General features: G+C 40.6%; 11 protein-coding genes. 5 read left to right on the top strand and 6 right to left on the bottom strand.

Annotation, left to right across the window (positions count from 1 at the left end):
- The first annotated feature begins 12 nt into the window (after window positions 1–12).
- A complete protein-coding gene (locus GJB62_RS25755) occupies window positions 13–1,137 on the top strand; it encodes a hybrid sensor histidine kinase/response regulator (protein WP_114084900.1) in 1,125 nt (374 codons plus the stop codon).
- 32 nt (window positions 1,138–1,169) lie between these two features.
- Here the strand turns inward: GJB62_RS25755 and GJB62_RS25750 are convergent, their stop codons facing one another.
- Window positions 1,170–1,625, bottom strand: a complete 456-nt coding sequence (locus GJB62_RS25750) for a response regulator (RefSeq protein ID WP_012408171.1) — start codon at window positions 1,623–1,625, stop codon at window positions 1,170–1,172.
- A 2,946-nt stretch (window positions 1,626–4,571) separates the two neighbouring features.
- Window positions 4,572–6,035: an RtcB family protein gene (locus GJB62_RS25745; protein WP_114084901.1), complete on the bottom strand. Its 1,464-nt coding sequence runs from the start codon at window positions 6,033–6,035 to the stop codon at window positions 4,572–4,574.
- Window positions 6,036–6,424: 389 nt separating this feature from the next.
- On the opposite strand from GJB62_RS25745, the gene GJB62_RS25740 reads away from it, so the two are divergent.
- The 3 genes from GJB62_RS25740 to GJB62_RS25730 are packed head-to-tail and all read left to right on the top strand — an operon-like array spanning window position 6,425 to window position 9,255.
- A complete protein-coding gene (locus tag GJB62_RS25740) occupies window positions 6,425–6,619 on the top strand; it encodes a heavy-metal-associated domain-containing protein (RefSeq protein WP_114084902.1) in 195 nt (64 codons plus the stop codon).
- Between the two features lie 49 nt (window positions 6,620–6,668).
- The gene (locus GJB62_RS25735; RefSeq protein WP_114084903.1) at window positions 6,669–9,008 is read left to right on the top strand and encodes a heavy metal translocating P-type ATPase; all 2,340 of its coding nucleotides are present in this window, start codon (window positions 6,669–6,671) and stop codon (window positions 9,006–9,008) included.
- Between the two features lie 19 nt (window positions 9,009–9,027).
- A complete protein-coding gene (locus GJB62_RS25730) occupies window positions 9,028–9,255 on the top strand; it encodes a hypothetical protein (protein ID WP_114084904.1) in 228 nt (75 codons plus the stop codon).
- Between the two features lie 17 nt (window positions 9,256–9,272).
- Here the strand turns inward: GJB62_RS25730 and GJB62_RS25725 are convergent, their stop codons facing one another.
- The gene (locus GJB62_RS25725; protein WP_114084905.1) at window positions 9,273–10,706 is read right to left on the bottom strand and encodes a HAMP domain-containing sensor histidine kinase; all 1,434 of its coding nucleotides are present in this window, start codon (window positions 10,704–10,706) and stop codon (window positions 9,273–9,275) included.
- Window positions 10,707–11,202: 496 nt separating this feature from the next.
- Window positions 11,203–11,769 (bottom strand): hypothetical protein, encoded by a 567-nt coding sequence (locus GJB62_RS25720; protein ID WP_114084906.1) that lies wholly within the window; start codon window positions 11,767–11,769, stop codon window positions 11,203–11,205.
- Between the two features lie 43 nt (window positions 11,770–11,812).
- On the opposite strand from GJB62_RS25720, the gene GJB62_RS25715 reads away from it, so the two are divergent.
- Window positions 11,813–11,986 carry an ATP-grasp domain-containing protein gene (locus GJB62_RS25715; RefSeq protein ID WP_159402578.1) on the top strand — a complete coding sequence of 58 codons (174 nt, stop codon included), beginning with the start codon at window positions 11,813–11,815 and terminating at the stop codon, window positions 11,984–11,986.
- A gap of 28 nt (window positions 11,987–12,014) precedes the next feature.
- Here the strand turns inward: GJB62_RS25715 and GJB62_RS25710 are convergent, their stop codons facing one another.
- Both GJB62_RS25710 and GJB62_RS25705 read right to left on the bottom strand, forming a co-directional pair.
- Window positions 12,015–14,018, bottom strand: coding sequence for an amylo-alpha-1,6-glucosidase (locus GJB62_RS25710; RefSeq protein ID WP_114084907.1), 2,004 nt, complete (start codon window positions 14,016–14,018; stop codon window positions 12,015–12,017).
- Between the two features lie 394 nt (window positions 14,019–14,412).
- Window positions 14,413–14,910 (bottom strand): quercetin 2,3-dioxygenase, encoded by a 498-nt coding sequence (locus GJB62_RS25705; RefSeq protein ID WP_114084938.1) that lies wholly within the window; start codon window positions 14,908–14,910, stop codon window positions 14,413–14,415.
- Window positions 14,911–15,461: the final 551 nt, after the last annotated feature.

Genomic DNA, 15,461 nt, shown 5'->3' with positions numbered 1-15,461 from the left:
AATTTATAAATTATGTCTGTAGTTGAAAATAATAAAATTTATCGTATTCTCGCAGTTGATGACACTCGAGATAATCTTATTTTGGTTCAAGCGATTTTAGAAAGTGAGGGATATGAAATTGATTTGGCTTCAGATGGAATAAAGGCTTTGAGACAAGTTGAAAAATCTCCACCCGATCTGATTTTGTTAGATGTAATGATGCCGGGGATGGATGGTTATGAAGTCACGCGTCGGATTCGGAATAACCCAGCAATTAGTTATATTCCAATTCTGCTGATTACTGCTTTTCATGAATCTAGCGTTGTCGAAGGTTTAGATGCTGGTGCTGACGATTTTATTCGTAAACCATTTGATACGGATGAACTACTGGCAAGAGTGCGATCGCTATTACGTCTCAAGCACAGTCTGGACGAACAACAAAAAATGACCCGCCAACGGGAAGACTTTGTTTCCCGTCTGACTCATGATTTGCGAACTCCTTTAGTTGCTGCCGATCGGATGTTGAGTTTGTTTGAAATGGAAACATTCTGCAAAATCTCGCCGGAAATGAAACAGGCGATCGCAGTTATGATTCGCAGTAACCAAAATTTGATGGACATGGTAAACACCCTCCTAGAAGTTTATCGCTTCGAGGCAGGTAAAAAAACGTTGAATTGGGAAGTATGTGATTTACGTGAGATATCTGAAGAAGTAGTGAGTGAACTAAGCCCTCTAACTAATGAAAAAGGTTTGACCCTGACAACAGACACCAGTAAATTAGATCCACTGGATAAAAATGCTGGGGTTATTATGGGCGATCGCTTGGAACTACGCCGAGTGTTAAACAATTTGATCGCCAATGCCATCAAATTTACGGATACAGGAGGGATCACAATCCGCATTTTTGAAACATCACCTCTTCCAGGAAATCAAGATTCGGTAACAATTGAGGTACAAGATACAGGATATGGAATTGCACCCGAAGATCAGGCAACAATTTTTGAGCGATTTCGCCAAGGCAAACATAAACGTTCAGGTAGTGGCTTAGGGCTACATTTATCCCACAGGATTGTAGAAGGGCACGCAGGAACTATCCAGGTTGCTTCTGAAGTAGGTAAAGGTACTTTATTCACTGTCCAACTACCCAAGAACATTTAACTTCTTCACGGGGACATTTTTCTGCTAAATTGCTAATCTTGACAAAGTTCAAAAGCTGAGTAAGGAGAGAATTTTCCTCCCAATACACGGCGAATTATAGCCTCTAAGTCCTCAATCATATAGGGTTTGCTGATATAATCATCAAATCCTGCCTTAAGGATACGCTCTCGATCCTCCGTGGTAGCTAAAGCCGTGACTGCGATCGCTGGAATTTTGGAAGTTAAGGGTTCTTGCTTTAGATGACGCACAACATCGATACCGCTAAGACCTGGTAACAAAATATCCAACAAAATTAAGTCCGGTTGATATTCTTTAGCCACCAGCACTGTTGCAGAACAATCTGTTTGACAAATAAATCTACAACCCATTAACTCAAGAGCATAACTAATCAGCAAAAGACTATCATCATGGTCTTCCACTGCCAAAATCAAAGGCTGGTGAGAGTTTTGCTGCTTTTCATCACTCATGAATGAATGTGCCAAATACATCTCTTCTCCAGAAGATTTTATTAGGATTCCTCGTCTGTCTCTATTAGGGAGATACAGACGAAGCTTCGCGCGAACTTATGGAATAGTACTCGGTCAGAATTAGCTAATGTGTTTTACTTTTGCCTATTTGATAATTCTTACCCACGCAAAAATTGCTGAGGTAAGAAAACCTCAAGCTGAGAGGTTTAGCGGATACTTTTCGATTATACGCAAAATTACAGAATATTTTCTTAATAAATTCACCATAACTTTATATAAAAAGATCAGATGATGATTTAAAACAGTATCGGCTTGAACTATGTATGCTTGGAGATTTTAAAGATACTAAATAAACAAGTAATTCAAGTTATTAACTGTTAAATTTTGTACTGAAGTTTACGTGCTTAATCTAATTTAGACACACTCTTTATTAGTTGTACAGACACGATTGTTTAGATTAAACCAAGAGATTATTTTTGATATATTCCTGAAAAGAAGTAGCTTTTCATCTTTTGTCCAAGGCTATCTACTACTTTAGTATAGCGCGATGTCTATGACAGGCTACACCTATGCAGAAATTTGTTTCTAGATTATTTATTGAAGTTTAATGTCAATACGCTTGGGTTAAGGTTAAAAATTAAAACTGGCGTAGGTTGGCCCGTATTTCTCACAAAGTCTGATAGGAATCAGGTATAAAACTGCTAAAAGCTATATGTGACAAGCATTTGGGTAATTGCAAAGTATAAACCATTACTAACATGTCAATGCTAAAACATTGGGTTCAAAAATATAGAAAGTCGTAAACAAAATTATTTTATGATTGCTCAACCAAACAAATTAAGCTTGCTGCGCTACTACTGGTCTATCGCATTAATTTTGCTAGGTTTGTAGTGAGCGATTTATCGCTCAAATCAAGGACTAAAGTCCTTACTACGAACTTTTATAAACCTTCAGAATTAATGAGACAGACCACTACTACTATTCTTCTTAACTGAAACGTATTCAGTTTAATACAACCAAAAGCTTGAGAATAATTTTATTTAAGCTTTGTTAAATTAGACCATTGATGCCTATTAATTTTATCTGCGATCAATTTTATTTTTAATCACATCTATTAAAATATTTATCTATCTAAAGGGGGTTGAAATAATTTCTATGTTATCAATATATATCAGTACCAGATTTTATAATTATTGTACACATCCTAGAGGAAGATGACCAGAATTAAGAGTAGCTCTAAATTAATTTTGGTGTGTCGAATAACTGCTTTCAATGAAGGTTTAGCTGAGTGCTAAACCTTTTTTCATGCCTATCGTTAGAGTATGTCAACACACTCTAGACAGATGAACTGAAATCAAAGTAATTATAAATTAGCAAGGTATGGTAAACACTTGGTATATATAGGGCATGGCTAAAAGCCATGCCTTTTTTGTGACTGGCACTAACCAACTGAAACATACAGTTAATGAGGCAAAAAATAGCCCATATATGCTATCGCGTATCCTCTCTAAGGCATCGGCGAGGATCTGCAAGTTCTTCAACGGAGTACTCGCAAGATATTGCCCCTAGATTTCGTACTTGATGTATGAGTATTAATCAAAAGTTAATTTCAAAATATCCTCTAACTTCCTAATAATAATATATCCATATCATGTTAAACATTGTTTAACATGATCCTAAAGAAATAGAAAAGCTCATCAAAATATGCCTATTGGTGTTATTAAATACTATATATCAATAGAACAAGCAACAAAAAACCATCAATACCATATATAGATCAATATTCGTATCATTCTATAGATAGTAGAAATAACTATTTTACAAAGTTATTATTCAGCCTGTTAATGCCTGAAAAACGTGTATGCACCCTGGATATTCTTCCAGGGTCTTTTTTTGAAAAATTATAAGTAAAAGATAGACTTTCTTCAGATTAGAAGTAAATTGATGGGCGATATTTTTATACACTGGTTGAGCAGAAAAAATATAGAGGGGATATATCAGAATCTATCTTGGTGATTAGAGTCTTTAGCTTAATCCAGAAATCTTTAAACAGGATTAACTTTAGGTAGATTTTTTGTGTATTTTTTCAAAAAATTAGTTAAGATTTTTATCAAGTTATGAAATACCAAATTTCTGAATATTTATACACATCCTCTAGGATGATGAACTGTAGTACAGAGTAGAACTAAATTAATTTTGTACGTTGTTAAGCACAGCAATTATTGAGGTTTGGTTCACAGCCAAACCTTTTTTTTACGAGTAACCAGGAAGTGTGCTATCAGATTTCAGAATATTTGGATACAGTCTATAGGAAGATGAACTAAAGTAAGAGTCAGTCTAAATTAATCTTGGTGTAGTAAATGCTTGGTATATATAGAGGCTTGGTTTAACCAAGCCTTTTATTATGTACAAGTATTCAAGAATTTTGGATACAGTCTAGAGGAAGATGAACTGCTAAAAAAGTCAGTCTAAATTAATCTTAAATGTCTACTTAAGCACTAAATCTATAGGTTTAGCACTGAGCTAAACCTATTTTCTGATCGAGTGGAGAGAAAGAAGCGATGCCGATAGCGTACCCCTGCGGAGGCAGGCTACGCTGGGCAGTTTCATACGAAAAAAGAAAAATACATAAAGTATTGATTAGACATCTCCAGAAATTAAATATGCGTTATCCAGAATCCTTGTAGAGACGTAGCAGTGCTACGTCTCTACACTCATTTTCGGAGAAGGGCTTTCTGGCTTATCCCAAGCGTATTGGGATAAAACTAAAACTGGATCTAACTTGTGTGTACACCGTAGCATTGATGACACTGGGTAAATTCCATCTAATTAATTGCAAAATAATCATCAATCTTATGCGTTAATTGCATTAGTACGGATTTATAATAGCTTCACAGATGCGATTCTAAATGTTAGGGAATAAAGATGGATACCCCTGGCGTTGACCAGGGGCTTTTTATTTAGGGGCTACGCTTTAAACGTCAATACCGGACTCAATCGCGCCACAACGTCCACCATTTCTGCCTCAACCTGCACATCAATTACAGACTGAATCGGTTTATAGGCGGCTGGTGCTTCTTCAATGCGGCGTTCTTCACGCAAGGTAATGCAGTCTATCCCGGTTAATCCCAGTTCTGCCTCATTTTGAGATGCACCTCTGCGATTGAGGTCGAAGCGAGAACGAATTCTTCCCGCGCCGTGTGAGGCCGAATTACAAAAGGCTGGATTGCCTTTACCCACCATCAGATAAGAATAAGCACCCATTGAACCAGGGATAATCACTGGTTGCCCTGCATGGGCTGGACAAGCGCCCTTGCGTGTTACCCATCCTTTACCTTCCGGCAAGGTGATATTATGCGGCAAATCATAAACTAGAGGTGCTTCCACATCTTTATATACTTCTCGCAAACGCAGACGTAGCAGTTCTGCTAACAGCAGGCGATTAATAAAAGCATAGTTAGCAGCAGTTGCCTCAGCTTGCAGGTAACTGGCGACTAATTCGGGGTGAGAATGGGTAGAGAGAGGAAAAATCTGAGAATCAGGGTACTTCAGACCTTTTTGCCAAGTCGCCTTAGCTTTATCTCGCCACATTCCCCCGATATACTTACCCACGTTTCGAGAACCAGAGTGAATCATAAAAGCCAGTTGTCCCTCGCGCACTCCCCAAGCGTGGGCAAGTGGGCGATTTTCGACTTTATCAACTCGCTGCACTTCTACAAAATGATTGCCGCCGCCAATGGTTGCCAGTCCGCCATCGCGTACCATTCCGCTATCGGGAACCAATTCTTCTGGCGCAAGTTTCCAGTCACCATCCATTGAACCACCTAAGAAGATGCGTTCGCCCCTGGCGTTGGCGGAGCCATCGCCCTCTTGGAGTAGTTGCTGCAAATCAGATTTGACTACACTTCCAGTAGGCCGATCTAGCATGGCATCCAGCCAACCGGGAATTCCGTATTGAAATAGCGATCGCATTGCCTCAGCAGTCATTGTCACATCACGCGTACCAAAGAAGTAATCCCCCTTCATTTTTTCGACGAATTGGTCGCGCTTTGCCATGAATTCGTCGATTGTCAAATCAGCAACGTGCAGGCGCATTCCACAATTGATGTCAGAACCGACAGCGCCAGGGATAACCTGACCCACAGTTTCGACAATTGAACCAATGGCAACACCCGCATCACCTGGGTGAAAGTCAGGGGTAGCACAGGCACGACAAACGCATCCACCAGATGGGTGGCGGACGCTTGCCAAATTCGCTAGCTGCTTCAGTGCCTTAGCTTCTACGGGGAAGCCTTCTGGCAGCAACACTTCTGCTACAGGGGCATCAGGAGAATTAACTAAACGGACAGAATAAGTGTGATTATCGTAAGTTACATCCAAACCCTGCCGCTCTAAAGCACGCAGGAGACGTTTTAAATTTTTTGGCTGCATGAAAACTCCAAATTGAGCCTTAAAAAAGACTCTTGGTTGTGAAGAGAGTAGGAGACTTGGGTTCAGCAGCCGCGTCTCAAGTGGTGCGGAGGGTTATTTTCCCAGAATTTGGGGGAAAACAACAGGTTATACAACTTTGATAACACACACTTGCATTGGAAAACAAGTGTTTTGTAGTATTTTGTATTCTTTGCATTTTATATACTACATCTGTAAAGGAATTTGAACTTTAGCTAAAAACTTTTAAAATTCTCTAGACTCTCCAGCCGGCTAGAGAGTCTAGTATGAATTCAAGGGGACTCTCAACCAGAAATTTCTGATTGTTGACGGTTATCCCTCAGTCATCCAACTTGGTTTGGCTAGGTTGTTTATTTTTATCCCGTAAATCTATGACTCTCCAACTCACAGTTCCCAATATGTCTTGTTCTGTTTGTGCAAGCACCATCACCAAAACACTTCAAGCAGTCGATGCCAATGCAAGCGTTCAGGCTGATCCAACAACCAAGCTTGTCAGTGTAGAAACTCAAGCATCAGAAACAGAAATTAAGGAAGCGTTGGCTGCTGCTGGCTATCCAGTTGCTTAATCTTTAAAGATCCTCCCACATCAATCACAGGGGTTCGGTTCATCTAGTTATGGATACTCTCACACTCAAACTTCGAGGTATGAGTTGCGCTGGTTGCGCCAACAACATCGAAAAGGCAATTCGCTCTGTTCCTGGGGTGATTGACTGCAACGTTAACTTTGGAGCAGAACAAGCCGCCATCAGTTACGATCGCTCTCTAGCAGATTTAGAGAAAATTCAAACTGCGATCGCAGCTGCGGGATATTCTTCTGACTCACTCCAGGAAGAATTGCTCTCTGAAGAAGATGATGCCGAAAAAGCGAGTAGACAAGCATTACAACGCGAACTTTTCCTCAAGGTAATTGTGGGAGGTGTAATTAGCATTTTCCTCTTTTTAGGGTCGTTGCCCATGATGACTGGGCTAAACTTCCCCTTAATTCCCAGCTTCTTGCAAAATCCTTGGGTACAGTTAGCGTTGACAACACCTGTCATCTTCTGGTGTGGTGGTTCTTTTTACCGCAATGGCTGGAAAACCCTCAAGCGCCATACGGCGACAATGGACACGCTGATTGCTTTGGGTACAAGTGCAGCGTATATATATTCTTTGTTTGTGACTGTTTTCCCGAAATTTTTTATTGCCCAGGGCTTGATACCTCATGTTTATTATGAAGTTGCAGCCATTGTTATTACCTTAATTTTATTGGGGCGGTTATTGGAAAATCGCGCTAGGGGACAAACTTCTGAAGCCATCCGCAAACTGATCGGATTGCAAGCCAGAGATGCCAGAGTTATTCGTGATGGTGTGGAAATTGATGTTCCCATTGCTGAAGTCAGAATCAATGATGTGATTTTGGTACGTCCTGGCGAGAAGATTCCAGTCGATGGCGAGGTGATTGCAGGCGCTTCGACAGTAGATGAAGCGATGGTAACTGGTGAAAGTTTGCCAGTCAAAAAGCAGCCAGGAGATGAGGTGATTGGGGCGACGATTAACGGTGCAGGTGCGTTTCAGTTTCGGGTGACACGAGTCGGAAATGATACGTTTTTGGCTCAAATCGTCAAATTAGTGCAACAAGCCCAAGGCTCTAAAGCACCAATTCAGCGCTTGGCAGATCAAGTGACAGGATGGTTTGTACCAGCTGTAATTGCGATCGCGATCGCCACTTTCGTAATTTGGTTTAATTTCACTGGCAACCTCACCCTAGCAACAATGACAACGGTAGGTGTACTAATTATCGCTTGTCCCTGTGCTTTGGGTTTAGCTACCCCCACATCTGTAATGGTGGGAACCGGCAAAGGTGCAGAAAACGGTATTTTGATTAAGGGTGCGGACAGCTTAGAACTAGCACACAAAATTCAAACCATCGTTTTAGATAAAACCGGCACTTTGACTCAGGGGAAACCAACAGTTACAGACTTTGTAACTGTTAACGGTACAGCTAATGGGAATGAAATCAAGCTTTTACAGTTAGCAGCAACGGTGGAAAGGAATTCTGAGCATCCTTTAGCTGAAGCGGTGGTGAAATACGCCCAGTCTCAAGAGGTGAGTTTAACAGAGGCACAGAACTTTCAGGCTAATGCAGGTAGTGGTGTCCAAGCAGTTGTTTCAAGTCAGCTTGTGCAAATTGGTACACAACGCTGGTTAACAGAACTTGGAATTAACACTATGAGTCTCCAGCAGTATAAAGATGCCTGGGAAACTGCTGGTAAAACAGTCATTTTGATTGCTGTAGATGGCGAACTACAAGGAATAATGGGTATTGCCGATGCGCTGAAACCTTCATCAGCAGCAGTGGTAAAGGCATTACAGAAATTAGGTTTAGAAGTAGTAATGCTTACTGGAGACAATCGTAAAACGGCTGATGCGATCGCAGCAGAAGTTGGCATTGAGCGAATCTTTGCCGAAGTGCGTCCAGATCAAAAGGCGGCGATTATCCAATCTCTACAAGGGGAGCAGAGGGGCAGGGGTGTAGAGGGGCAGAGGGGCAGAGGAGTAAGGGGAGAGAATTCTCGTAAATTCTCACTCAAAACTCAGCACTCAATTGTCGCAATGGTAGGTGATGGGATAAATGATGCGCCAGCGCTAGCACAGGCTGATGTGGGAATTGCTATTGGTACGGGAACAGATGTTGCGATCGCAGCTAGCGATATCACCCTAATTTCTGGAGATTTGCAAGGCATTGTCACAGCAATTCAACTCAGCCATGCCACCATCAACAATATCAAGCAAAATCTCTTCTTTGCCTTTATTTACAACGTCATTGGTATTCCTATTGCGGCTGGAATTTTGTTCCCTATATTTGGTTGGTTACTCAATCCAATTATCGCCGGGGCTGCGATGGCTCTTTCTTCGCTCTCTGTTGTTAGCAATGCCCTCAGATTGCGTAACTTTCAACCAAAAGCTACTTCATAATTGCAGGTTAAATTAGGAAATGTTCAGTAAAAAAATGCTTTGGGGAAGCCTTACAGCTTTAGCGCTTCTCGCCGGGACACCAAGTGCAACATTAGCAGAAATGCCAGCCCACTCGTCAGAGCAAACTACCCAATTTAACCATATAGGGCAACCATTGGGCTTGAAAGTTGGTGTTGCGATCGCTGGTTTAGCCTTTATTGGACTAGAGTTGTGGTGGTTCCTTCTCTATAAAAGCCCTGATTCTTGACAGGATGTTTTAAAAATTCAGATAGCACTGCTATACGTCGGTAAACTAATTGTAAATGTACTTCCTTCCCCTAACTTTGATTGCACACTAACACTACCCCCCATACCTTCTACAAGTGTTTTGACAATAGATAAACCCAAACCACAACCCCCGGTAGTATGAGAGCGGGATTCATCTACGCGGTAAAATCTTTCAAATATCCGTGCTTGCTGTTGCAAAGGAATTCCATAGCCTCGATCGCAAACTTGAATAATTGCCCGATCTTCAAGTTGATTTAATTCCAAAACTATCGGTGTATCAGCTTCAGAGTACTTAATAGCATTATCAATCAAGTTCAATAATACTTGTTTGAGCCGACTGTAATCTGCTTTCACCTCAATTCGATCAACGTTGGACTCGATTTTAATTATGCGATCGCTATATTTTTTTGCCATAACCACCACTTCTTCAACCAAGTCATTTAGCACATAAGATTTCATTTGAAAATATAAGTAACCATTATCTGCTCGTGCTAAATCAAGTAAATCTTGTAGCAGACGGATAGTGCGTTCAGCTTCCGATGCCGCAGTTTCTAAAGCTTCTTGTTGGGTTTGTGTTAAATTATTTTGCCTTCGCAAAACGCTTTGCAAATAACCATGTACAATGGTTAAAGGTGTACGTAATTCATGAGAAACATTACTCACAAATTCTCGTTCTTGCTTCCAAGATTGAGAGAGACGCGATAACAGCATAGTTAAAGTTTGAGCTAATTCTTTAACTTCGCTGGGTGCATTTTCAACCGATAGATGCGATTGTCCTAAATCTTCAGCCGAAATCACAGAAGCCATTTGATTTAGCTGGCGTAGAGGTTGCAGAGAACGCTGGATGTAAAATGCGATCGCAGCAGTTAAAATAATAATTGCCAAAACACTAATAATAGTTAAACTCTGCACCATTCCCAGAAACATTTTCTGTTCGCGGGTAATATCTTTGACTACAAATACCTCACCCAATAACTTACCCTGCACTTGTACAGAACTACCACATAAAACAAAATAGCTTTCGTTGACTTTGTAAACTTGTGGTTTAATCGGCATCTTAGTTAAAGACATTAACTCAGCTACTTTAGTATCGGATACCAAATCTAAAGTGGCAGATTTTACTAAAATTTTATTATCAGGACTTTTCAACCATAATAAGATGTTGGTATTTGCCAAGTTATTAATAGCCTTTTGCAACCCAGTTTCCGGTTGCATCATTTCACTATAAATTTGCACATCTTGCGGCAAACGCTTGGCGATTTGTTCTATATTATACTTATGACTATCAACTAATATTTGCTGCATTTTCCAACTAGTCCATGTAGCGAGGCTACCTAATACCAAACCTGAGAATGCAGCAATACCAATTGTGAGGCGTGACTGTAAGGAAAATGGGTCTATATTTATCCAAACTTTTCTGATTTGCTTCACTTTTCTGGTTACGTTTTAGGTGTTGAATAAAGATATATCAATAAAAAAATCAAAATGCTAAATGTAAAGTTACTATTAACTGCTAAATTTTTAGTTACAGATGATTTTAACTTATCTTTGTTGTATACCTACAATGAAAAGTGCAGCCATTCCAGAAAGATTGCAAAAAATTTTTCTTTAATCGTCCTCTCAACCCTGCAAATATTTCTCTAATAATAAATTAAATTAATTTACTAGTAATTAAATTAATTTCCGATGAGAATTACCTTAAAATTTTGTACTTTCGTATGTCTTCTTGTATGAATACAATGGTTGAAGGTAGCTCTTGCTGTTTAGACATATTTCTATGTCCTCCTAAATAGAGTAAATATACAGAGATTCTTGGTATTTTTTTTTAAAAGACGCAGGAAATTCCTGAATAGATAATTGTCATAGCTTATTGGTTTTAATTGAACTCCAATAAATGAAAAAGCTCCGGTTTAGTAGGTGTAGTCAATTAATTGAAGTAGCGAACCGACTGCGAAATTTTGACTGCTTCTTGGGGAGTAACATTACTACAATTAGACAATTCTGGTAATACTCCCGTACCAACAAATCTGTAAAAGGGGCCATTTTGTGAACCCAACCACTGCGATAGCAATGTTGGTTGTTTGGCATTACCGTATAATCCTTGCTCCAAGACGCTTTTGCCAAATATGGGAGAATTTATCGGGTAACTGCGTGATCCAGAGGGCAAGTCGCCGATACCACCAGATGTTGACTCAATCGCAAAGCATTTATCTGCACTTGAATTTTGGTAAACAACTAAGTAACGCAAGCTCTGAACATTTTCACGCCCAGCCTCAACCAATACTTTGTCGGCATGAAAATTTGCGGGTAGGTAACTTGGTAATGCTATTTTTAACCCTAGCGATCGCAAAACTTTTAACTGAGTCGGTGTTAGTTTTATTACCGAATTGCTTTGTGAAGGTCTTGGTTGAGCAATTACCGCAGATGTAGAAGCGATAATACAAGCGACAACACAAAAGGAAGCAAAGTTAACTGAGTATTTTAATATATTCATGGTTAATAATCATACTTAAAAATTTTGAAAAAGTGCAAATTTCTTGATTTATCAATCTGGTAAAGCAGCAAAAGTTTTACCAGATGACGAAGTTCCAGAGATCCTTAAAGAATGTGCAAAACGGATTGGAAGTCAATTCTTTTCTGTAGATGTAATAGAGAGTAAAGATGGAACTAAGCGGATCGTAGAAATTGCTGATGGGCAGCTGTTTTACTAAACTTTGGGTGGGTTAACAGGTAAGCGCATCAATTATCTGTCGCCAGCCAAGCGCGTAAAACCTCTGCTACTGTCCACGCTTGGGCAATACATCCCCGTGCAGTCATCGGGGCATCACCATCAAAAATTTCACTGAGACTACCAAGACCGTGTGTAGTAAGATGATTAGCCATTGGTTCCAAAAATTGACGAGCCTGCTCAGGATTTTTGTAGACGCGCAGGTGTGCTAGAACGAACGGCCCCAATAACCAACCCCAAACTGTCCCTTGATGATAAGCTCCATCACGTTGATACTGATTACCACCGTATTTACCCTGGTATTGGAAATGATCGGGCGCTATCGATCGCAATCCATGAGAAGTCAGCAGCGATCGCCCGCAAACTTCCACCACACTTTTTTGCTGGGCAGGTGTTAGGGGACTTTCTAGCAATGAAACGGCAAATATTTGGTTAGGACGCAATGCTGCATCATCACCATCAGGACTGTCTAGAACGTCATAGCAATAACCTGTCTCGTCATTCCAGAAGCGAGAAAATCTATACTTAGCTCGGTCTGCCATAGCTTCATATTCTTGGTGCGGTTTACCAAGGTGACGGGCAAACTTGGCCATTGTCCGTAAAGCATTATACCAGAGGGCATTAACTTCAATCGGTTTGCCAATTCGGGGCGTAACTACCCAATTATCAACTTTGGCATCCATCCAAGTCAGTTGTACACCTGCAACGCCTGCAAACAGTAAGCCATCGGCCGGATCGAGATGGATGTTGTAGCGTGTACCGCGACAGTGCCAATCGATGATGTCTGCAAGTATGGGAAAGAGTTCAGCAAGCAAAGTATCATCATCCGTAGCGCTGTAGTAAGCGCGGACTGCTTCAAAGTACCAGAGAGTGGCATCGACTGTATTATATTCTGGTTGCTCGCCCGCATCGGGAAAGCGATTAGGCAGCATTCCTTGGTCTACGTATCTAGCAAAAGTGCGAAGAATTGAGCGTGCTACCTCTGGGCGACCAGTGGAAATTGTCAAACCAGGTAGACTAATCATGGTGTCGCGTCCCCAGTCGCTAAACCAGTGATAACCAGCGATGATAGTCTTACCGTAGGGGTCTTCTGGCATTGGACGGTCAACAATAAACTGGTCAGCAGCTAGTATTAGTTGCTTGATCCAGATAGGTGAGTCCTTCGTCTTGAGGGGTTGATTAGTTTTCCAAATTCCTGTTAGCTTCTGCTCTTGAGCGCGACGTAACTTAAGTGCAGCCTCGGCATTGAGATTTGCTTGCTTTTCTGTGCTGGCTACAAATGCGTAGGTGCAGCCCGTCGTAGACATCGCTTCCCCAGGATTCAGTGTTACTTCAAAAGTCGCAGCGTGGAGATGGTCTTCTCTATCTCTCAATCCCCGATAGCGTTCAACAGCCAAGTCAAAGCCATAATACCAATTGTCGGCAACAGATGCACTACCACCATCGGTCAGTAAATACATTGGTACAGCACCCGGATAAGCAGTTACACAAATCCCTTGTTCGACTTCCTCAATAGACATCTTCCAGCCATTGCTTTGGGTGTCGCTGTGATAATCGCGGTAGTTGACCATTGCTTTGAGGGTCAACTTCAGAGGTTGCGTGGCACGACGCAAAGTATATTGCACATAAGTTGTATTAACACCTTGTTGCATCCACACCCGTTTTTCTAACAAGGCATCGGCAACAGCAAAACGCCATAAGGGAATTGTACCTTCCAGAGAAAAACGTTCAATATTTTGATAACCGTGAGGACTGACAGTCCCATCAGCCCAACGATTGGTGTCTAGAGAATAAGAGCGATTGTCATACAGGATAGTTTCATCTAGTTTTGCCAGCAGTAAAGTACGACCTAAAGGTGGTTTCAATGCTGCTACCAATAGTCCGTGATAGCGGCGCGTCAATAAACCAGCCACAGTTCCAGAAGCATAACCACCAATACCATTAGTAACTAACCATTCGCGTGACTCTGCCGTGTCAAGATTGCCGCAGATTTCCCGCCCAAATTCTATACACATAAGTCAACACTTTTTCTTGGGATCAATATTTGGATTATCGATTATGAATCCTCTAGTGTGCTGAGAATGGTATAAAGAGTTCTAAAATCTTAACTGGCGATCGCAGTTAAATAAAATACATTGTATTGGGTAATATTAAATATAGGTATTCTTGGTAAGACATTTCTGCAAGTAGAAGCTAAAATGCCTCTAAACGATTCTTTAACGTGATTGCGAAAGCACCCACCCTGAAGGAAGTAGGGAGCTAATTCCTGAAGCAGCTAGAGCATTTAAGCGTTTTCATATTGAAACTCTTCAATAGAAATGTTGATTAGCTTAGTTAGCGATCGCTCCTCTGAAACTTTCTAGTACTGTTGTTTGGTGTCTAACTGCGATCGCTTGTAGTTATATTACCTTATATCTGCAAAGATGCAGCAGACGGCGGAATAATTTCAAGACCGTATTTTGAAGCAGCCGCCACCGCTTTTTCCATATCTGCGGGACTAACGCTAGGTAATTGCATTCTCTCTGAGGCTGGCACACCTACTTCCATAAAAAACTTCTCTAACCCTGCTGGTGTGAACCAACAAAGTAATTTTGCTGGCTTTGCACCAATATTTGAAAACCTGTGGAGTTGACCTTTGGGAGAGTGGAAAAAAGTTCCAGGAGTTGCTAAGATAATTCGCTCATCAAGCTGAAATTCCAATTCTCCCTCTTGAATATAAAAAGCTTCGTCTTCGTGACTATGAATGTGGGGAGGTGTACCGTTTTGTGGTTGAACGGTAATCTCAACTAGAGCATAAGCTTGACCAGTTTCTTCACCCACTGCCTTAAAAGTATACAAATCCCCAAGCACCCAGTATGAAGAACCTTGTCCCGGTTGCTGTAATATTCCTTGTAGATTGACTGTCATAGTTATTCCCTTTTGAGATGTTTTGTTTTCTATTACAAATTTCTCATAAAAATCTAATTTTCCAGTCTTTAAAGCTTTGACCCCGGCGACTGTTCGAGTTCTGTCTAGAAGATTGTTGTAGTAACCCATGCTACAAAGCGGTCTATAATGACCAAGGTTGGGACAGTCTACTACTATTTCTAAGATACAAGGTTGGGTGCAGCGATAGCATAACCAACATAAATAAGGTGGTAATGTTGGGTTTCGTTCCTCAACCAAACCTACGCAGCTTAAGGTTTTTATCGCTAAGTGAACCGTATTGGGTTTTAAGACCATTTCGTGGTTTGAATTTCAACTGCTTTTATTCTCAAGATTAAATTCTGTCAACTAGTATATTTGCTTAGTCAATTTTGTCATACAATAACCAAACAAATATACTTTAATTAATTAGATTATAAGTATATTTATTTAAGTAATACTTGTGTTTAAAACGGTACAATAATTGATTAAAAATCAAGCTTAAGTAATGACGATTATTGATTACAAGTACTAACCTGTGAATATAGAAATTT

The sequence above is a fragment of the Nostoc sp. ATCC 53789 genome (genome assembly GCF_009873495.1).
In the GTDB taxonomy this organism is placed as follows: domain Bacteria; phylum Cyanobacteriota; class Cyanobacteriia; order Cyanobacteriales; family Nostocaceae; genus Nostoc; species Nostoc muscorum_A.
This window is presented reverse-complemented; position numbering and strand designations above follow the sequence as displayed.